This is a genomic window from Nitrososphaerota archaeon (assembly GCA_027887005.1).
Lineage (GTDB): Archaea > Thermoproteota > Nitrososphaeria > Nitrososphaerales > Gagatemarchaeaceae > UBA183.
Genome location: JAPCJI010000002.1, coordinates 1 through 17,613, shown reverse-complemented (window position 1 = coordinate 17,613; position 17,613 = coordinate 1). Strand labels below are relative to the sequence as shown.

At 58.0% G+C, this 17,613-nt stretch carries 24 protein-coding genes and 1 tRNA gene; 11 read left to right on the top strand and 14 right to left on the bottom strand.

Annotated elements, in window-relative coordinates:
- The first annotated feature begins 80 nt into the window (after positions 1–80).
- Positions 81–440, top strand: a complete 360-nt coding sequence (locus OK438_02080) for a hypothetical protein (GenBank protein ID MDA4124230.1) — start codon at positions 81–83, stop codon at positions 438–440.
- Here OK438_02080 and OK438_02075 read toward each other — a convergent pair.
- From OK438_02075 to OK438_02065, 3 genes are read right to left on the bottom strand one after another with little or no spacing between them, the layout of a single operon-like run.
- Positions 432–599, bottom strand: a complete 168-nt coding sequence (locus OK438_02075; GenBank protein ID MDA4124229.1) for a hypothetical protein — start codon at positions 597–599, stop codon at positions 432–434. The genes OK438_02080 and OK438_02075 overlap by 9 nt on opposite strands.
- Entirely contained in the window at positions 596–904 is a 309-nt protein-coding gene (locus OK438_02070) for a restriction endonuclease (GenBank protein ID MDA4124228.1), read from the bottom strand. Before OK438_02070 ends, OK438_02075 begins: the two co-directional genes overlap by 4 nt.
- Before the next feature lie 3 nt (positions 905–907).
- Positions 908–1,840 (bottom strand): DMT family transporter, encoded by a 933-nt coding sequence (locus OK438_02065; GenBank protein MDA4124227.1) that lies wholly within the window; start codon positions 1,838–1,840, stop codon positions 908–910.
- Positions 1,841–1,930: 90 nt separating this feature from the next.
- Here OK438_02065 and OK438_02060 point away from each other — a divergent pair, with 90 nt between their 5' ends.
- Positions 1,931–2,563, top strand: coding sequence for an RNA-binding protein (locus tag OK438_02060; protein MDA4124226.1), 633 nt, complete (start codon positions 1,931–1,933; stop codon positions 2,561–2,563).
- On the opposite strand, the gene OK438_02055 is transcribed toward OK438_02060, so the two are convergent.
- Both OK438_02055 and dph5 read right to left on the bottom strand, forming a co-directional pair.
- Entirely contained in the window at positions 2,560–3,159 is a 600-nt protein-coding gene (locus OK438_02055) for an FAD synthase (GenBank protein ID MDA4124225.1), read from the bottom strand. The genes OK438_02060 and OK438_02055 overlap by 4 nt on opposite strands.
- A gap of 3 nt (positions 3,160–3,162) precedes the next feature.
- Positions 3,163–4,203 (bottom strand): diphthine synthase, encoded by a 1,041-nt coding sequence (dph5, locus tag OK438_02050; protein ID MDA4124224.1) that lies wholly within the window; start codon positions 4,201–4,203, stop codon positions 3,163–3,165.
- Positions 4,204–4,377: 174 nt separating this feature from the next.
- On the opposite strand from dph5, the gene OK438_02045 reads away from it, so the two are divergent.
- A tRNA-Lys gene (locus tag OK438_02045) sits at positions 4,378–4,509 on the top strand.
- 48 nt (positions 4,510–4,557) lie between these two features.
- On the opposite strand, the gene OK438_02040 is transcribed toward OK438_02045, so the two are convergent.
- Complete coding sequence (locus OK438_02040; GenBank protein MDA4124223.1) at positions 4,558–5,139, bottom strand: dihydrofolate reductase family protein; 582 nt, start codon at positions 5,137–5,139, stop codon at positions 4,558–4,560.
- 286 nt (positions 5,140–5,425) lie between these two features.
- Here OK438_02040 and OK438_02035 point away from each other — a divergent pair, with 286 nt between their 5' ends.
- Entirely contained in the window at positions 5,426–5,923 is a 498-nt protein-coding gene (locus OK438_02035) for a hypothetical protein (protein ID MDA4124222.1), read from the top strand.
- A 238-nt stretch (positions 5,924–6,161) separates the two neighbouring features.
- On the opposite strand, the gene OK438_02030 is transcribed toward OK438_02035, so the two are convergent.
- Positions 6,162–6,593, bottom strand: a complete 432-nt coding sequence (locus tag OK438_02030; protein ID MDA4124221.1) for a cupredoxin domain-containing protein — start codon at positions 6,591–6,593, stop codon at positions 6,162–6,164.
- A gap of 10 nt (positions 6,594–6,603) precedes the next feature.
- Positions 6,604–7,401, bottom strand: a complete 798-nt coding sequence (locus OK438_02025; protein ID MDA4124220.1) for a hypothetical protein — start codon at positions 7,399–7,401, stop codon at positions 6,604–6,606.
- Positions 7,402–7,586: 185 nt separating this feature from the next.
- Here OK438_02025 and OK438_02020 point away from each other — a divergent pair, with 185 nt between their 5' ends.
- On the top strand, positions 7,587–7,982 hold the full coding sequence (locus OK438_02020; GenBank protein MDA4124219.1) for a RidA family protein: 396 nt from the start codon (positions 7,587–7,589) through the stop codon (positions 7,980–7,982).
- 38 nt (positions 7,983–8,020) lie between these two features.
- Here OK438_02020 and OK438_02015 read toward each other — a convergent pair whose 3' ends face one another.
- Positions 8,021–9,073, bottom strand: a complete 1,053-nt coding sequence (locus OK438_02015) for a hypothetical protein (GenBank protein MDA4124218.1) — start codon at positions 9,071–9,073, stop codon at positions 8,021–8,023.
- A gap of 155 nt (positions 9,074–9,228) precedes the next feature.
- On the opposite strand from OK438_02015, the gene proC reads away from it, so the two are divergent.
- The 3 genes from proC to OK438_02000 are packed head-to-tail and all read left to right on the top strand — an operon-like array spanning position 9,229 to position 12,558.
- Complete coding sequence (gene proC / locus OK438_02010) at positions 9,229–10,032, top strand: pyrroline-5-carboxylate reductase (GenBank protein ID MDA4124217.1); 804 nt, start codon at positions 9,229–9,231, stop codon at positions 10,030–10,032.
- A gap of 8 nt (positions 10,033–10,040) precedes the next feature.
- The gene (locus tag OK438_02005; protein ID MDA4124216.1) at positions 10,041–11,408 is read left to right on the top strand and encodes a pyridoxal-phosphate dependent enzyme; all 1,368 of its coding nucleotides are present in this window, start codon (positions 10,041–10,043) and stop codon (positions 11,406–11,408) included.
- A gap of 4 nt (positions 11,409–11,412) precedes the next feature.
- Positions 11,413–12,558, top strand: coding sequence for a cystathionine gamma-synthase (locus OK438_02000; protein ID MDA4124215.1), 1,146 nt, complete (start codon positions 11,413–11,415; stop codon positions 12,556–12,558).
- 221 nt (positions 12,559–12,779) lie between these two features.
- On the opposite strand, the gene OK438_01995 is transcribed toward OK438_02000, so the two are convergent.
- Together OK438_01995 and OK438_01990 are read right to left on the bottom strand one after the other, a co-directional pair.
- Positions 12,780–12,950, bottom strand: coding sequence for a hypothetical protein (locus OK438_01995; GenBank protein MDA4124214.1), 171 nt, complete (start codon positions 12,948–12,950; stop codon positions 12,780–12,782).
- 82 nt (positions 12,951–13,032) lie between these two features.
- Positions 13,033–13,389: a hypothetical protein gene (locus OK438_01990; protein ID MDA4124213.1), complete on the bottom strand. Its 357-nt coding sequence runs from the start codon at positions 13,387–13,389 to the stop codon at positions 13,033–13,035.
- Positions 13,390–13,622: 233 nt separating this feature from the next.
- On the opposite strand from OK438_01990, the gene OK438_01985 reads away from it, so the two are divergent.
- On the top strand, positions 13,623–14,321 hold the full coding sequence (locus tag OK438_01985; GenBank protein MDA4124212.1) for a hypothetical protein: 699 nt from the start codon (positions 13,623–13,625) through the stop codon (positions 14,319–14,321).
- Between the two features lie 99 nt (positions 14,322–14,420).
- Here OK438_01985 and OK438_01980 read toward each other — a convergent pair whose 3' ends face one another.
- Positions 14,421–15,179, bottom strand: coding sequence for a hypothetical protein (locus tag OK438_01980; protein MDA4124211.1), 759 nt, complete (start codon positions 15,177–15,179; stop codon positions 14,421–14,423).
- Positions 15,180–15,348: 169 nt separating this feature from the next.
- Here OK438_01980 and OK438_01975 point away from each other — a divergent pair, with 169 nt between their 5' ends.
- Positions 15,349–15,567, top strand: coding sequence for a hypothetical protein (locus tag OK438_01975; GenBank protein MDA4124210.1), 219 nt, complete (start codon positions 15,349–15,351; stop codon positions 15,565–15,567).
- Between the two features lie 222 nt (positions 15,568–15,789).
- Here the strand turns inward: OK438_01975 and OK438_01970 are convergent, their stop codons facing one another.
- Together OK438_01970 and OK438_01965 are read right to left on the bottom strand one after the other, a co-directional pair.
- Complete coding sequence (locus OK438_01970; protein MDA4124209.1) at positions 15,790–16,251, bottom strand: cupredoxin domain-containing protein; 462 nt, start codon at positions 16,249–16,251, stop codon at positions 15,790–15,792.
- 14 nt (positions 16,252–16,265) lie between these two features.
- Entirely contained in the window at positions 16,266–16,676 is a 411-nt protein-coding gene (locus OK438_01965; protein MDA4124208.1) for a hypothetical protein, read from the bottom strand.
- Positions 16,677–16,846: 170 nt separating this feature from the next.
- On the opposite strand from OK438_01965, the gene OK438_01960 reads away from it, so the two are divergent.
- Complete coding sequence (locus tag OK438_01960) at positions 16,847–17,524, top strand: hypothetical protein (GenBank protein ID MDA4124207.1); 678 nt, start codon at positions 16,847–16,849, stop codon at positions 17,522–17,524.
- The last annotated feature ends 89 nt before the right edge of the window (positions 17,525–17,613 follow it).

Here is a 17,613-nt window from a genome sequence, read left to right as displayed (position 1 = left end):
TTCGGGGTTCCTTTTGATTGCTGGCTCAACAAATCTAGAGCAGTCCCCTCTTACGTCTCCACAGATGCTTTCGTCCTCGAATGGGAGACTTTGCCGAGGTCTTCAGGGTGGAGAAGATGCGGAGCGGGAACCCCGCAGTCTACCTCCTCAGAGAGGAGTTCGAGAAGTTCGCAGCCTCGCCCCAGAAGCTCGACGTCTGCGAGTCGATCGCCCACTGGCTCTTCCAGCTCGAGCAGTATGAAGACGCAGGGAACTGGTACGAGACCGCCGGCCGGCTGATCCTGTCACAGCCCACCACCCCGCCTACGCTCAGGGCTCTTTCAGCCCTGGGGGAGTACGAAAGGGCGCTCGATTGCTATCGTCGCGAGGAGGACGAGGACAAGTTCACCGAGTGTTCGACTCTTATCCGAGAGCTGAAGCGCGCCTGCGCCTCAGCCTGAGCCGTCCGAACCGCCCTTCGTTTCCTCTTCTTTTGCCTTCTGCCTGTTGACCGTCTTCATGTAGCACTCCTCGCAGACGGGCTCGTCCCGTGGCCCGACCTTGAAGCTATGCAGGACGACCTCGAGCTCGATGTCGCAGAAGTAGCACTTCGGTTTCAACCTCTTCCCCCCTTAGATGCGTAGACCCGGCGCTTCTCGAGTTTGCCTCTGCCCTTGAAGTGCCACACTTCGGCCCGTCCGTTCGAGCTCTTTGCCCATTGAACCAGTTCTTCTAGTTCCTCCTTCTTCACCCGTGCCTTGCCGCTCTTGACCTGCACCAGCAAGATCATCCCGCCTTTTGCGGCAAATACGTCGACGGCGCCGTGTGACGCTGCGCTTCTAGACACCAACCATCCGTCTTTCTTCAATAGGTTCATCGTTCTATACTCTTTTTCCCTTCCTCTTTCATACCTGGTCCGGGCCATGCCCTACGAGTCCTTCACTGGGGCAGCGTTGTCAGAAGACACGGATAAGCTCTTGCCACCCAGCTCCAATCCCGAGACCAGCAGGATTGAACCTAAGACCGCCCCGGCTCCTATCCAAGCAACAAAGGGCAGAGTCTCTCCGAGGAAGGCCACAGAGACCATCACCGCGACCACAATCTCCAGCATCAGCACGACAGCCGACGTGGCCGCCGACAGGTACCTCAAACCCGCCTGGTAAAGCACGAAGGGAATGACGGTGTTGAAGACCGCGGTGTAGCCTATGACGGCGAGGGAGCCAGGGGAGATGGAGACTCCGATGCCTGCTGTGAGGGCGGCGGGAAGCACCGCTACCGCTGTCACCGTCACTATGCAAGCCGCGACCGCGAGCGGGTCCCACTTCTCCTCGTCCGTCTTCTTCTTCGCATAGACGATGTACCCGGCCCAGGAGACCGCGGCGATGAGATACAGCCCGTCGCCGAAAGCCTGGCTTCTTGTGACAACCGAAAAGTCTCCCCCCGTGGTAATCAGGACGGTCCCCAACACCGCGAGGACCACCCCGGCCACCTTCAGCCCCCCGAACTTCTCCCCCAGGAACACGGCTGCCCCGCCCGCGGCCAACACAACTGAGAGATTGACCAGGAGGGCAGCTACGGAAGCGTCGGTGTACTGCTGACCGAGGAACTGGCAGAGGAAACCTGCGGCGTTTAGAAGCCCTACGATCCAGACACCGCGGCTCCTGAACAGGCGTCTGACGTCTTTTCCTAGCGCAGCTGCTGCTGCGAGCATTATCGGCGCGGCGATGGCGAACCGGAGGAAGACGAAGGTCCTGGGGTCCAGGCCCCCCTTGATTCCTACCGAGATTACGGGAAAGGATGTCCCCCACAGAACCGCCGTGAGCGCCGTCTCGGCCAGGGCTAGGCCGGCCTCCCTCCTCAAGTCTCCGCGATGGCTGAATTTCCGCAGATAAGCCTTGGCCTGCGACGGGTAGACTTATGACGATGGGAAGGGCGCCTCTGACATCAGGCCATGGAAGAGGTGAACCGCTCCATCAAGGGGCTCGAGACCCATTTCTCGCTGCAGCTCGAGCGCAGGGACAGGCTCCTGAAGGACAGCAGGGATGTCATCGCTTCTGCGTCGCGGACAATAATCAACGTCCACAACGGGAGGACGAAGGACGCGGAACGGGAGCTCGCTCGCGCGAAGTCTCTCCTCGCGGCGCTAAAGAAGTCCGGAGACGGTCCCCTGGCGCGATACCTCGTATCTCCAGAGACGGAGTACGTCGAAGCGTCGGCCGTCGTCGCCCTAGCCAAAGGGAAACCAATCCCTTCGAGGGCTTCGCTGGGGTCTTCCCCAGAAGCCTACCTCCTTGGGCTGCTGGACACTGTCGGTGAGCTGAAGCGCCTCGTGCTCGATTCGATAATGAACGGAAGGGTCACGAAGGCCAAGAAGTACTTCTCGGTGATGGAGGAGCTCTACTCGGTCTGTTCCCCGCTCGCGGTCTATGACCACGTGGCCAACGGGGCGAGGAGGAAGATCGACGTGGCGAGGATGCTCGTCGAGGATACGCGAGGCCTCCTTACGGAGGAGGTGAGGCGGGAATCGGTCAACTCGTCTCTAGCTCGCCTGCAGAAGAAGCTCGACAACGCTGCCCGCAGCTAGAAGTCCCTCAGCATCGCGCTGGTCTTGACGTCGGGAATCGGGGAGTCCAGCCTCACCACCTTCAGCTTCAGTCCTCTCTTCTTCCCCTCGCGGGCTATGTCGGACTCCAGATGATGCTGGTCGTATCCCAGCGCGACCACGTCGGGCTTCACCTTCTCGAGGGTGTCGTAGATGTTCCCCTCGACCCCCAGGATAGCTGCATCCACCTGCCTGAGCGACGAAAGCAAGGCCACCCTCTTCTCTTCCCCCGCCACCGGGTCCCGCTTCTTCCTCTTCCGGATCGTGCTGTCCTTCGCCACCACGACCACCAACAAATCCCCCAATTCCTTCGCCTTCTCGATGGTGTACAGGTGCCCCTGGTGTATGATCTCGAAGCCCCCTCCGATGAAGACCACCCTGAGTGCGCGCCGTCCGTCCTTGGTCAGTGCGAGCTTTCCGTGTCGATTCACGATGAGGCCCCTTGCCAGGCACTCCTGGACCTTTTCCCTGATGTCCGCTGCCTCAACTCCTAGCCGTTTCCCGACCTCGATGAGGGTGGGACTTCCCCCCAGGAGACTCAGTGAGAAGATGACTGAGAGGATTTGTTTGCCTTTCATTTGCTACCAGTCTATCTTTACAACGCCGGCGAACGAGAGTGAATCTAATAGACCTTCGGCGTAGCCGATGCTCAGCATCGCCAGCTCGTCCTCACCGTTGGCGAGGAAGTTCTCCGCGTCCTTCATGTAGAGCTCCGCGTTCTCAAGGACGGGTTCATACTGCGACCCAAGCTTAGACCTGACCCCCTCCAACGCCCGCCTGGTCTTGGCCACGTATTTCGGGACCAGGGTCTGGGCCGTCCGAAGCACCCCTTCCGAATTGCTGCGGACCTCCGCCTTGCTCAGTTTGAAGATCGCAGCAACCGCCTCAGTCTCGGTGAAGTGCAGTTTCCCGGGGATGAGGAGCGTGTGGGGCGGCTGACCATAGTCCTTCTTATCAAGCTCAGCGAATGTCCCTCCTCCGACCGCGCTATCAGGCCTTCCGACCCTCGACAGGACGAGAGCGAAGGTCGCTTCACTCACAACGCCCCTCTTGAAGTTCGCTTCGGCGAGCAGGAGTCCGGCGATGGCGGACGCAGGTGAGACTCCTTCACCGCTATCTTCGTCATACTCGAGCAGGATGAGGGTATGCGCCCCCTCGAGCAGGTTCTGGTGCAGCACGTGGTACGCCTGGGTTAACCTGCCGACCGCTTCCCTGGTGACGGTCACCGTCCGGGAGAACTTGTAGTAGTGGAGTCCGGATTCACTGGCCGCCGCCGACGCTATGGTGGCCCCGTGGACCACTCTCGTCTCGATTCCCGCCTTCGTCGCCCTGGCTCTCAGTTCCCCGTGGGTCGTCGCAATCATGGGGTCGCCCTGGACGGCCAAAGCCACCTTCTTGTTAGTTGCCTCGTCTAGGATCCGTGTCCCGTCCTCGACGAAAGCCCGGTCGACGATGACAAGACGCTTTCCTACGGCGTCCTCCAGCTCCTTGAGGAGGCCCGGCTCATGAGGTGAAGTGTAATATTCGAGGTATGCGACGTCTGCCGCCTTCAGTTCCTCGATGCCGTTGAGACTTATTCCCTTCCCGCCCAGCCCCAGGCCGACAAACACCAGTCTTCCCATTCGGCTTCCTCATTTGATGCCTGGTATATCAACGAGAAAGCACTTTCACACTCCCCTCACGAACAATGATGGCATTTTTGCCGACAAGATAAATCTCAAGATGAAGGAAACTTCAATCGTTTCACAGTTGCCAAAGAATCTCTTTAAATCGGTAAAGACGGACGCTCAAACTGCGGGCCCGTGGCTCAGCCAGGTTAGAGAGATAAATCTCGGCTCAAGCGGCTGGCTCTTAGCTTCAGGTGGGAGTCACCAGCATGTCGTGGGAGGCGTGTAAAACGCCCACGAATTCGAATCCCACCGGGCCCGCTTTGAGTTTCGTACCCCGCGGCGGTTCCAGAATCAAGAGAGGTGAACCTATTTTCTGTCTCTCGTCTGCGCTAGTGGTTCGTAGTGGAGTCCGACCACTCCCGACTTGAACGTCTTGGCGCTGATCAGCTTTAGAGGGTGCCTGCCGTCGGGGTCGACGAATATGGGCCTCCCCGAGCCCAGTATGATGGGACGTACCCGGACGTAATACTCGTCGATGAGATCCTCTCGGAGGAGCGAGCCCACCAGCGTTCCGCTGCCCACGACGACTATGTCCTTCCCATTCTGTCGTTTGAGCTTCGAGACGGCCTCGCTCGGGTTGCCTCGCACGAGGGTCGCGGGCTTCCAAGACGCCTTGGCGAGAGTCCGCGAGAAAACTACTTTCTGCAGGGTGTTCAGCTGCTGAATGAGAGTGGGATCCACCCCCATTGACTTCGGGGCTGTAGTCGGCCAGAACTGCCTGAACTCTTCGTAAGTGACTCGCCCATAGAGCATCGTGTCCACCCTGCGATTAATATCCCTAGACCATTTCCACTCGTCGTCGTCGAATCCGAACCAGTCAATCTCATTCCTCAGACTCGTAAAGTACCCGTCAAGGGAAACTATTGTGTCAAGGATCAGATGTCTCATGGTCCTTACCCCTCTGGTCGACTGAGTTAAGCCTAGGCAACAGGCGCCTTCTGAAGAGGTCCAGGTACAAGGAGTTGGTGGAGAGGCTCAGGAAGTAGCCGGGGCTGACTAAGTAAGGCCCATTATTGGGCCAGCTCTGGGGTACGATTCCGCACCGGACCCCACCGGGCCCGCTTCTCTTTGGAATCGTCGAGTCGGTTGTCAGGTGGCGACCTAAGGGGGGAACTTTTCCCTCAACCCACAGTTAAATAGCGTAATGCCAAGTCCGAAACGAGGACCTTAGGGAATGCTGTTCACGGCGATTCTTGCCTGGTTTCACATTGTTTCAGCTATAGGCTGGCTTGGCGGCGGAATAATGTTCGCCTTTGTGGTGGGACCAGCCCTCGCGAAGCTCTCACCTCCCAGTTCAGGCGAATTCCTAGTGAAAGTCGTCCCAAGGGTCGTTCGGTTCTTTCAGATATTTGCGGGCACGACCATACTGTTCGGAGTACTTCTTCTCTATAGCCTCGGGAGCTTGCCGCTGCTCGACCCCTCGACCTCTTATGGAGTCAACTTATCGATTGGGCTGTCCATTGGGTTTGTCGCGTTCCTAATCTCAGAATTCGTAAGTGTTCCAATCCAGGTCAAGGCGATAAACATGATAAAGGAAATGCAAGCCTCCGGTCAGCATCAACCCCCGGCGGATTTTCCAAAGACGCTCAAGAGGGCTTCAGACACAGCCACTCTGACGGTCCTCCTTCTTGTTCTCGCGTCGGTCTTCATGGTCGCCGCCGGATTCTACTGAATTCGTGTCGCGTTCATCTGTCGGAATCCATACTTCGGACCCGTTTGTGGGCGGACCCCACCGGGCCCGCTATGGCATCCTTCAACTCGTATGTTGGGGCGCCTACATTGACTGACAAGTCCCGGCCAAGACGCTGAAGTACGGGAGTCGCTTGGGCCTGAACTCGGCGCGGTTGGCTTCGGAGAACGCCGAGTCTACCTTGCGTTTCCCAGTCACCGAATGAATACTTGGGCGAACGCTATTGGACGATGAGCTCCCCACTCTGCATGAAGGCATGCACCGTGCAAAAAATCGCGCAGTAGATCTGAAATGTCCCCGTCTCATCGGCGACGAACGAGACCGTGAACGTCTGTCCCGGGGCTACAGTGTTTATGCTCCCAGCGAGATAGTGCGTGATTTGGAATCCGTGTGCCTGGTGGTCGGAGTTGTACACCGAAATGGTCACCGTGGTTCCCTTCTGCACCTTGACTATGGGCCAAGGGTTCTGAGGAACGCCGTGGTCGATGCTGTCATTGTACCCGTTGGGACCGGCGATTATCAGGAAACCGCCAGATTGCTTCGTGCCCGGGCCAGCCTTCCCCAAGTTCAGAGAGTACGCAACCACCAACGTGGAACTAATCACAACGGCGACAACCAGAATCAGAATGGTCGTACGGCGGTCAAGTTTCAAGAATTCTCACCTAGGAGTGGAATAGCCCTGCGAAATAAATGCAGACAAACCCGAAGACCAGCCACAACGCGACCTTCAGCGAGTCCGCAGAACCTGCGACCTCTGGGCCTTGGAAGAGAGGCTTGGCCAATTTCAGCGCGGCGTAGACCGAGGTCCCCGTCCCCAGCGCGAAGAAGTAGGTCGCGTCATAACTCACGTAGTACCCAGTCGCCGCCCCGATTAACGACGGGAAGACGAATAGAACCGTCAGGAAGACCAGATCCTTCGCCCTGCTCAGGCCCCCTCTGATTTGATTTCGCGAATAGAAGACGTAGACCGCTCCTATCATCATCGGCTCGAGCGCCTTGTGAAGCGCATACGCGATTCCGGCACTCACCCCCCCGAAAGCGTCCAAAAGTTGAGTGTTCGAGGTGGATGCTGCGGTGCTGCCGAACGCAGTACCTTCGCCGAACCCATGGATTCCCACCGCAATCGCCACCAAGAGCGGAATCCTGAGGTCGAAAGTTCCGACCACCGAATCGGCAGAAAACAATCCCCTATCTCCTGAGAAAGACAGCACGACACCCACAACGAAGAGCAGCAGGACTGCGGCCTGGCTGGCTCCGCCACTGAAGCCCTGGTTAACCTCCAGGTTGGAGGACCCGCCGATCGTGTCGACGAAGAACCAGAGGAAGATACCTAACGCGAAGGCGTTGAGATACCTGGGCTTCACGAGTGAACCAAGGCTGGTAATTACCAGCAATCCCACGAAGGCTGGAACAGCTGTGGAAGCTAACCATGCTAGGAAGCTAGGAGCGAAGTCCAGCATTCGTTATGGAATGGGGCATAGAATCCCTTTAACCCTTGTGGCCTAGCCAACGCTCGGATTCGATCCCATAATAGGTCTGAGCCCCACCGGGCCGCTTCGGTCTTGAATTCGTTGTTCGCGAACTCGCTGGAGTTCCGATGCCGAAACGGATAAACCACCTTCACCCCTCCCGGCATTCCCGTACCTTGAAACGAAGGGCAATCGCGCCTCCCTCGATCTTCAACAGCGATCCATATGGGTTCAGCCAAGGCATCCTGGCCGAAGGAGGCAAAAGGATCCTCTTCATTTCGGGCCAGCTCGCCGCGGACAAGGAAGGCAACTTCGTCGGCGGCACCTTCCGAGAGCAATGCCAAATGGCGCTCGACGGGATAGCCGCAGTCCTGAATGAAAGCGGAATGGCGAACCAGAACGTCATGAAGATAACCGCCTACGTGACTGACATGAAGGGCACCATCGAGGAATTCACTGAGCTTACGAAACAATTCTTCTCAGACGGTTTTCCTGCGTCCACACTGGTGGAAACTAAGGGCCTTGCCTTTCCAGGCCAAGTCGTCGAGATAGAAGCGGTTGCCCTGGGTTGAGGCTTGGAAAGGGTTGGCGGGTGCCCCTCCGAAGAGGCTCAGACCGCCTGGGCGTCGAAAGGCAGGAGATATCCCACCACGGAAGGCGTCACGAAGTAGATCCTCCCGTCGAGGAGGAACATCGAATGCTGTGAAGCGTCCGTCGGAAGGCCGTATCCGAACAGGTTGACTACGACTTCGAGTTTCTGATTCCCGTCATAGACGATGATCCGGCCAGGGACCTGCCTGTCGTCCCTGGTCTCATAGAAGTAAAGAAGGCCCTTCAATGAAAAGGCGTCGCGGGTCCCGATGGCCTGGTCGAGGAAGCTTCCCACCCTACTGAACATCACCGTATGCCCAGACAGGAGCATCCGGTGCCGGGTGAAGTTCGCCGTGTCCGTACAGTAGGTAGATGAACCCAGAATGAAGAAGCCCCGCGGCCTTCCGGGTCCTGTCAGCACGCCTGCGGCCACGCTCGATAGGGTGGAATCTGCTTTCAGAACGTGGACGCTGTGAACGCACTGAGTCCAATAGTACTGCCCGTCAAAGGCCATCTCGTCCTCCGCAACGTTCGGGACCATCTTCACCACCGTCAGGTTGCGCGGCGCAATCTTGTAGAGGGTGCACTGGCCGTCCCCTGCCCAGAGATACCCGTTGAAGGCCAACAGGAATCCGTTGGCCTCGTGAAGGTTCATGGCCATCTGTCCCGCTATCTGCATCGTCTGGGAGTCGATTCTGTAGACGTGATACGGTCCAGTGTCCTTCGCTCCTGGCAACTTCTCCGTCCCGACGTACACCGAGTCGTTGTAGTACACCAAGTGCGCGGCCGAGTTCTGGTCGGGGAGGGCGACGGATTTCACAACCTTGCCGCTCTGGGCTTCCATCTTCACCACTGTGCCGTTCAGCAGTCCGACGTAGAGGTACCCTACGTTTCCCACCGCACCTACGAACGGGCTGAAGGATGATGTAGCCACCTTCACTGCGCTGCCTACTAGAGGACTCGAGTCCAGGATCGTTTGGTTGACCAGGTAGGCCCCCAACCCTGACAGCGCAACCAGGGAGACGACAAGGACAGCCGAGACTGCCTTCGAGGTCCTGTTCTCTCTTCTCACACACGGTTTTGGGGTCTGGTCTAGATAACTCTAACCGCGCAAACACCCCCAGGGGCCTTCGCGAAGCCCGAAATCACCGTCCTTCCGAGCCAGCAGGGGGTGGCGCCCCCGCAAAGTAAATCAGCCCCGCAGGAACCCGTCCAATGCGATAGGACATGATAGTGGCCGTGCTCGGAGGGGGGAGGATAGGGGAGGCGGTGGCGAGGAGCCTCTCCAGGTCCAAGAGCGTCTCAAGGGTGATCATGACGAGGAGGAACCTAGGTCCCGTCAGGCACCTCGCTTCGTCCAAGCTTCAGGTAACTACGGACAACAGGAGGGCCGCGAAGGACGCCGACCTGGTCATCGTCTCGGTGAAGGCGGGGGATGCCAAGGCTCTTCTCAAGGAGATATCGGGCGTCACCAGGGGCAAACTGGTCGTTTCTCTGATGGCCGCTGTTTCGATCAAGAGAATCCAGGCCGCTCTGCCGGGTGCCAAGGTGGTCAGGGCCATGCCCAACATAGCGGCGACCATCAGAGAATCCATCACCGCCTACTCTCTTTCCCCCGAAGTGAGCGAGGGCGAGACACGAGCCGTCGAGTCGGTCCTCAGGTCCTTCGGCGAAAGCATCCGCGTCCCCGAGTCCCTCATGAACGCGGTCACGGCACTGAGCGGGAGCGGCCCCGCCTACATCGCCACCTTCATCGAGTCGATGGTCAGCGGCGCGCTTATGGTAGGGATGCCGAGAGAAATCGCGTCGAAGCTTGTCACAAAAACGCTGGTCGGAACCGCCGACCTTCTCGAGGAGAAGAAGATGCACCCCGCGGAACTCAGGGATTCGGTGACGACGCCAGCCGGGACGACCATAGCCGGCATCTACGAGCTCGAGAAGGGCTCCTTCAGGACGAGCGTGATGAACGCCGTAGAAGCAGCCACCCGGGCCTCCGAGAGGGTTGCGAAGAAGTTCGAAGGAGAGGAGTGACCCCCAGGGTGGGCCCGCGCGTCGCAGAGAGCATCCTCGAGCTGGTCGGTGGGACGCCCCTAGTCAGGCTGAAGAAGGTCACCCGGGGCGTCAGGGCGAAGGTCTACGCCAAGCTCGAGTTCTTCAACCCCGGAGGCAGCGTCAAAGACAGGATCGGCCTCTCGATGATCCTCGACGCCGAGAGGAAGGGGCTCATCAAACCAGGGGCTACCATAGTCGAACCCACTTCGGGCAACACGGGAATGGGGCTCGCCCTCGCGGCCATCCACCGCGGGTACAAGGTGGTATTCACCGTCCCGGACAAGATGAGCCGCGACAAGATCGACCTCCTTCGGGCGGTGGGCGCCCGGGTGAGAGTGACCCCTTCCAACGTGCCCCCGGGCCATCCTGAGAGCTACGTCGAGGTCGCGAAGAGGATAACCAAGAGGACCCCCGGCGCGTTCATGCCCAACCAGTACGAAAATGCGGCCAACCCGAGGGCGCACTACGAGACCACGGGGCCTGAAATCTGGGAGCAGACCGATGGGAAGCTGGACGTCCTTGTGGTGGGCGTCGGGACCGGAGGGACCATCTCCGGGACTGCGAAGTTCCTGAAGGAGAAGGACCCCTCCATCCGGGTGGTCGGGGTAGACCCGGAGGGCTCGATCCTGGCCGAGCTCTTCCGCGGCAAGAAGTCGCGGGCCTTGGCCTACAAGGTCGAGGGAATCGGCGAGGATTTCCTCCCGAAGACACTTGACATGAAGGTCATCGACGACTTCGTCACAGTCTCGGACAAAGAGGCTATGCTCATGACACGACGCCTGGCCAGGGAGGAGGGGATACTCGCCGGCTCTTCGTCGGGGGCAGCCGTGCTCGGTGCCCTCCGCGCATCCCGGGGCCTTGGCTCGTCGAAGACTGTCGTCGTGATCCTTCCTGACACTGGACGGAGCTACCTGAACAAGGTCTACAACGATGACTGGATGGAGGAGCACGCCTTCCTCCCGTCCCGAGGGAGGAAAGTCTCGGTGCGCTCCCTCATGAAATCCTCTGCGGACGGGGGCCCAGGGTTCGTCTCCGTCCCCCCCTCCAGGAAGGTCTCAGCCGTCCTTCGGTTGATGGCCGACCGCAAGCTGACGCATCTCCTCGTCGTCAGGGGCGAGGTTCAGGTGGGCTGCCTCTCGGGCCTCGCACTCATCAGAGCAGCGGTCCGGCCGGGCCCTCGGGGCAAGGTCGAGGAGTGCATGGGCCCGCCCCTCCCCTCCGTCCAGCTCAAGGCGAAGATGCTGATCCCCGGGACCCTCCTCGGCAACGCCGGGGCGGTGGCGGTTCTGGACGGGAGAAAGATCGTCGGCGTCCTGACCATCGCAGATGTGATAAACTACCTTGCCGAAACGTAGGCCCTTGGGATTCGGGACCCGGGCCGTCCATTCGGGCGAGGAGCCCGACCTCTCCGCGACTGGCGACGTTGTCGTGCCCATCCACCTCTCGGCGACCTTCGCGAGAAAGGACTCGGCAAAGCCCACCGGAGGCCTCGAGTACTCCAGGACCGGGAACCCGACCAGGTTCGCCCTGGAGCGGAGGCTCGCAATCATGGAGGGCGCAGACTACGCCCTCGCCTTCTCTTCGGGGATGGCCGCGGAGACCACCCTCCTCCTCTCCGCTCTCAAGAAGGGGGACCACGTCCTCGCGGGCAACGATCTCTACGGCGGGACCGTCAGGCTCTTCGAGACTACTTTCAGGAAGTTCGGAGTCGCCATAACCTACGTCGATACGAGGGACCTTAGGGCGGTCAAGGAGGCAATCGGCCCCAAGACCAGGCTCGTGTGGCTGGAGAGCCCCACCAACCCCCTGATGCACATCTGCGACATCAGTTCGATTTCGAAGGCCGCCAGGGACGGCGGGGCGGCGACCGTCGTTGACAACACCTTCGCGAGCCCGTTTCTCCAGAACCCCCTTGCCCTCGGGGCGGACGTGGCAGTCCACAGCACGACGAAGTTCATCGGGGGACACAGCGACGTGGTCGGGGGGGCCGTGATCCTCAACGACCGAACCCTCTTCGATTCAGTCAAGTTCAACCAGAACGCCATCGGTGCCGTTCCGTCCCCCTTCGATTGTTTCCTAATCCTGAGAGGTTCGAAGACTCTGCACCTCAGGATGGAGAGGCACAGCCAGAACGCCCTGAAGGTGGCGGAGTTCCTCGCCTCTCACCCCAAGTTCTCGGCCGTCCACTATCCGGGGCTGAAGTCTCATCCTCAGTATGCCCTGGCGAAGAGACAGATGCGTATGGCGGGAGGAATGGTCTCGGCGGAGATGAAGGGAGGGATGAAGGCAGTGAGCAAGTTCCTTGGCAGGCTAGAGGTCTTCTCCTTGGCCGAGAGCCTAGGTGGGGTGGAGTCTCTCGTGGAGCACCCCGCGACCATGACGCACGCGAGCCTCCCGGCCACAAGGCGCCAGAAGCTCGGCATCGGGGACGGACTGGTGAGATTCTCGGTGGGGATAGAGGACGCTGACGACCTGATAGCCGACCTAAAGGCGGCACTCTCCTGATCGCATCGCTCACTTCATAGGCGAAAGTGAGCGGCCCTACTGCAGACTTGCAACATCGCCACTACCCACGGAGACCTTCTCGGAACATGTTTGGGGGCTGGCCTCACCAGGCCCGCCACGTTGCCGCGGTCTTGACGAGACTGCGATCCCATGATCTGGAAGTATTCCATGTAGCCTCAGGTCGAGCCGTTGCTTGCGATGACTAGGGCACGAGTTTGGGTCTAACTGCTGTCATGCATAAGACCCATGAAGAGTGCGAACACTACGAGCGTGATTACTGAGAGGATCGTGGCGACCGGGAGCGTGCTCCAGTGGGCAATGGAAAAGAACAGGATCGGAAGCCATACGGCTGCGAAGACGATTCCAACGGCGACCTCCCACACATGAATCAATTGTGCGCGTCATTCACGGAGTCATTCCCATAGTTAAGTCTCTCACGTCACTAGGAAGGGAGGTTGGTTCGTTGCGCTGAATCTAAGACATCGCGAGGACGAGGAGGACTGCGATCGCCACGACGTCCAAGATAACCGACAACTGGAGGGACGTGCCACCAATGAGAAACACAACTGCGAGCGTTACAACAACCAAAGTCGCGAACAAGAGCAAGGTTCCAATCAAACCAAACGCCTTCTTCCTCTCACCTAGCCCCCGCGACCCGTCGGCCAGTTTCACGACAACGGCCGCCAGTACCAATGCAACCGCTAGGACAAAGAACAGCCCATAGGCATGATTCAGACCCTCCACGACTGGGTAGAGAGGATAGACCAGAACCCCTACGATAGTAAGAGTGAGAACCACCTGAATCAGTGATGAAACCGAATTTTCGGGCATCTAGACAATGCCACCCGATTTGATAATTAAACCATTACCCCTGCAGGCTTCACTTGCGTTACAACTACGCAACAGCTTCCTCAGCTCCACCACCTCGCGAGTTCTCTCTGTCTCGCCTCATCCATCGAGGATAGGATTGCAGTCGCGTTTCCCTGTCCAAGTGGGAGGACCACGGCCTGAACTTTCAGGTTGAAGAAACTCTTTTTATCAATAACAGGGCCGGGTGCGCATTCATGGCCAGTGCTGGCTTGTCTAGGACAGGACTTCCTGGAATCCTGTTCGCAGTTGCGATCATCTCGATTATCATAATGGGGAACACTCTCGTCTATCTCTCGTTCAGGTCGAACCCAAGCTTGTTCCAGGGCCTGGTCGACAACTCAGCAAACTTTCCCGCGGGGATTGTTACGGCAATCTTTGCCCCTGATGCTGCAGTCCTTGGTGGATCCCTGACCTTCGCGAACTGGTCTGTTGGGTTTGCCGCCACCCTCGGAATTCTTTTCCTTGGCTTTCTCGTCGCCAGTCTCAGAGCTTCTAGCAGGGAGATCGGGTTCAGGTCCTTCTTCTATGGACTGATGCTGATTGTCATTCCGATAGCCTCGAATGCCTTCTCGCTGGTGAGAGGCCAGACTTCTGTTGGACCTGCGACGGTAACATTCGCTTCTATGGGACTGGTATTGGGTTTCAGTATCCTAAACGCGGGCATATGGTTTGAACGGAGTCATCCGGGGTTCCAAAGCCAAAGCCTTCGTGACTACGTCTCGACCATAGTCAGCCTCGCGATGGTCTTCGCTTTGGTTTACCTCTCCGTAGTGTTTCCGGTTGCCTTCTTCAGCATGGCCCCAATCTACAGCGTCGACTGGATCGCGTATATCTTTTGTTTCCTAATCGGAACAGTAGGCTCGTTCTGGTACTTCACGACGAGAGAAACTTGAGTACTGTGTGATTGCGCGCAGCACTTTGCGTCTCTCCGACGAAAGAGTACCAATCACTTCGAACAATCGCCGTCAGTAGGAAGAGCTCAGGGTGTCTTCTCAAGTCTGCGCAGGCTTCGTCTGAAGCTTCTCCGAGTCAGGCGAGGAAGCCACGGGACCAGGAGATGTGGAGGGCCGTGCTGTCTGCGCTGGCGGCTTGACGGAAGGAGCTTGTCCGGTTAGCTTCTGCAGCGTGTCTCTCCCGAGGGCTGTCAGCTTGTATTTCCCGGAATTGCCGAACAAATCCACCTGGTATTCGACGAAGCCCAACGAGAGCAACTGTCGCATCACCCAGAGCGTCATCCAATTTGAGTTGTCAGAAGTGAGATCGTCGAGTTCTGCGTTGCTGAGGCCTTCCTCGCGTTTCCTGATGGCCTCGAGCGCGACCATCAGACGCTTTGACTCTGACACTTTCTTGGTTAGACGACGCTGGGTTTTTTCGTCCGAGGCCCAGACCCACAGGCCCTTCTCCATCGACCAGGTCTTGGATAGGCTGACAACTGCATATGCCAAGAGATTCTCGATTATCCACGCTACGGAGAGAAGAGGAGGCCAATATGCGTAGATTACGGCGCTGCTCAGAACCCCAAAGATAATCCATCCAAATGTGAATGCCAAGAATTTGTCCGTGTCGTTCAAGCTCCAGGTCAAACCGACCAGAGTCAGTGCTATCAGATTCTCCGATATCCAAACGATGGCGAGAACTGGAGGCCAGTGTGCGTAGATTATGACAGCACCAAGCGCCGAGAGAGCAATCCATCCAGACGCGATTGCAACGAAAGTATCACCGTCGCTCATGGATGCTGGACTGATTTGCATCTCCGCCCACTCGGTTCATAAAGTCTACGCAACGGCTTGCCACGGGGGCTGTTGCGAAACGGTTCCCGTCCTTTAGAGAAGGATGCACTGAACCTTGAACCAGTAAGCACCATCGCCACCTTACAATCGCCCCGCGAATCCTTTATCAAACACATTACGCATTGGGACGATGAAAGAAATGAACTTGGCGCTGGCGATTCTGATTGGCGGGGTCGGCGGAGTGATATTGGGTGTCTACGCTGGTTACATGGATGGCGTTCTCATCAACAACGGATACGTGTACTCCGGGGACCTTGTGAACGACGGATTCTGGGTAGGTGTAGTCGGGGCTATCGTAGGAGCGGTGTACCCAAGAGGCAGGGGGAAGACGAAGTCCAGGCGCCTATAGGGTCCTATCACCCAACAGCCCCGTCGCTATGAGTTCACTCCGCGCGATTGATTCCCGTACTCCAACTCGACGGTTCTCTGTTGTGATATTGCTATTCTGCCATAAAGGCGGTCTTTGACCAGACCTGATTGATGATTTGAGACCGGGGGCGGAAGTGCGCAAGTCCAAGACCATTCGGTACCAGATCACCCAGGAGGGTGAATCTTGGGAAAGCCAGATATCCTACGCGGTCTGCTTAACAAGCAAAGTTCCCAGCATCCAGAGCGAATGATAGGTGCACTGGTACGTGTAAGTGCCTGGGACGGTGAATGTGAATGTGAACGTCGCCCCGGAGTTCATGTTCCCCGAGCTGAAGGTCGACGCACCGCTCGGCACCGAAGTGGACATGACGTCATGAGGGGCACTATCATCATTCGCCCACCTCACGCTGTTGTTTACCCCGATGACGAGGGTCATACTCGCGGGTTGGAAGTTGAGCGACTGGTTCGTGCTGACACCGCTGGGGATGATCACATTCACCGTCTTTGTCCCTGAGATGGTTGTTGTTGGGGTCGTCGTCGCGGCTTTGGCCGTCCCTGCGACAAGAACGTAATAGGCCACGCCGGCAGCAAGGATGACGACTACTGCCACCGAAACGACCGCAACTGTTCCAACTGCGGACCTCCTTTCGGCATTCGTCTTCATGACGGTGCTCAGTTCTACTTTGGCGCGACCGGGGTCCTGCGCGACATCACGAAGGCTGCGATTCCAGTGATGATGAGGACGACTTGCACCCCAAGCAGGGTCAGGAACGCCATGTTGCCAAGGAGATATTTCGAGAAGGCCGTGGCGGTGGTGACGTTTGAGGAGAACGTTAGCGTCCCGAGGAAGACGTCGCCTCCCATGGCCCCCATTTGTACCAGGCCTAGAAGGACCGCGCCGATTATTGCAAACTTCGGCACTCTCCACAGGCCGACTATCAAGACAAGGTCAAGGACCGTGAACGCCGCGAGTCCGTAGGCGTGCGTCGGAGCCACTGACCAGAGATATGAATCGGTGGCCAAGATGTAGCTTCCTACGGCCGCCGAAATCAGCAGAACGACTGAAAGAACCATGTTTACGGGTTTCATTTGCTGGAAGTCGGGCTCTGGCACCCAATCTATAAGGGTTAAGGTGTGACATGAATTCTCCGACGCTTCATGACGAGTTGCAAGCATTCCAGTAATCTCTCTTGAGGGTTCTCGTCTCCAGCGAGTCAGAGGTCAATGCTTCAAATAATCCCCGGTCTGACAAGGAATCCTTGGCGAAGCGAGGACTCCTGGACAGGTATCTTCGGTTTTACTGGCTCAACCCCCACATTCTCTTTCAGCTGTTCGTGGGCGCGATGGTGCTTTGGCTCGCCTCCGCGTTTCTCTTCCCTACGGGTTTCCGCGCTCTCTTTCCCGACCCCGCGTCCTTGCTCGTGGGTTCCATCATCCTGGTGTTAGCCCTGTCCGCCGTCAGTGACTGGGCCATCCGTCCCTTCATCGAAGTTGAACCCCACATACCAAAAACAGACAACGAAAAGGAACGCAGCTGGCTCTTTGAAATCCGCAACACGGGAGGACGGATGGCAAACAACGCAACTTGCGAGGTGTCGATCGATAGTTCGGGCGCGTCGGGGACGCACAAGAAGTTCATCGTTTTCTCTGGTGTTCTTCTCCCTCAGGAAGAAATCGAGGTTATTCCGTTCAAGAGGGAGCTCGGCTTCAGTCTCATCTACAGCGCTGCCGATGAACAGTTCGAGTTGAACTGGGAGAAAGAAAGAACCAACGAGGGTGAGATGGTTTCTGAACGTAAGCACTTCAGGTTTGCCCAAGGCAGATACTTCCTAGGTATTACTGTCAGCTGGCAATACGCCGGCCGAGGCTATCAGGTTGCCAAGTCGTGCTCCCTTGATTTCTATGGCGGAGAGGTGTTCCCGCAATTACACTCTTGACAGATACGCGGTTAGTAGGTAGAAGGCCAGGCTACCTCGTGGTCGACGTGAAGGCTGCCCTCTCCTGAGCACCTCGCTCACTTTATAGG

What these genes read in the sequence shown, in the direction of transcription:
- dph5 (MDA4124224.1), bottom strand. Translation starts at nt 4,203, where the DNA reads ATGGGAAGACTGGTGTTTGTCGGCCTGGGGCTGGGCGGGAAGGGAATA.
- OK438_02040 (MDA4124223.1), bottom strand. Translation starts at nt 5,139, where the DNA reads ATGAGACATCTGATCCTTGACACAATAGTTTCCCTTGACGGGTACTTT.
- OK438_01965 (MDA4124208.1), bottom strand. Translation starts at nt 16,676, where the DNA reads ATGAAACCCGTAAACATGGTTCTTTCAGTCGTTCTGCTGATTTCGGCG.
- OK438_01985 (MDA4124212.1), top strand. Translation starts at nt 13,623, where the DNA reads ATGGCCAGTGCTGGCTTGTCTAGGACAGGACTTCCTGGAATCCTGTTC.
- OK438_02055 (MDA4124225.1), bottom strand. Translation starts at nt 3,159, where the DNA reads ATGAAAGGCAAACAAATCCTCTCAGTCATCTTCTCACTGAGTCTCCTG.
- OK438_01980 (MDA4124211.1), bottom strand. Translation starts at nt 15,179, where the DNA reads ATGCAAATCAGTCCAGCATCCATGAGCGACGGTGATACTTTCGTTGCA.
- OK438_02035 (MDA4124222.1), top strand. Translation starts at nt 5,426, where the DNA reads ATGCTGTTCACGGCGATTCTTGCCTGGTTTCACATTGTTTCAGCTATA.
- OK438_01975 (MDA4124210.1), top strand. Translation starts at nt 15,349, where the DNA reads ATGAAAGAAATGAACTTGGCGCTGGCGATTCTGATTGGCGGGGTCGGC.
- OK438_02025 (MDA4124220.1), bottom strand. Translation starts at nt 7,401, where the DNA reads ATGCTGGACTTCGCTCCTAGCTTCCTAGCATGGTTAGCTTCCACAGCT.
- proC (MDA4124217.1), top strand. Translation starts at nt 9,229, where the DNA reads ATGATAGTGGCCGTGCTCGGAGGGGGGAGGATAGGGGAGGCGGTGGCG.
- OK438_02080 (MDA4124230.1), top strand. Translation starts at nt 81, where the DNA reads ATGGGAGACTTTGCCGAGGTCTTCAGGGTGGAGAAGATGCGGAGCGGG.
- OK438_01990 (MDA4124213.1), bottom strand. Translation starts at nt 13,389, where the DNA reads ATGCCCGAAAATTCGGTTTCATCACTGATTCAGGTGGTTCTCACTCTT.
- OK438_02070 (MDA4124228.1), bottom strand. Translation starts at nt 904, where the DNA reads ATGGCCCGGACCAGGTATGAAAGAGGAAGGGAAAAAGAGTATAGAACG.
- OK438_02060 (MDA4124226.1), top strand. Translation starts at nt 1,931, where the DNA reads ATGGAAGAGGTGAACCGCTCCATCAAGGGGCTCGAGACCCATTTCTCG.
- OK438_01970 (MDA4124209.1), bottom strand. Translation starts at nt 16,251, where the DNA reads ATGAAGACGAATGCCGAAAGGAGGTCCGCAGTTGGAACAGTTGCGGTC.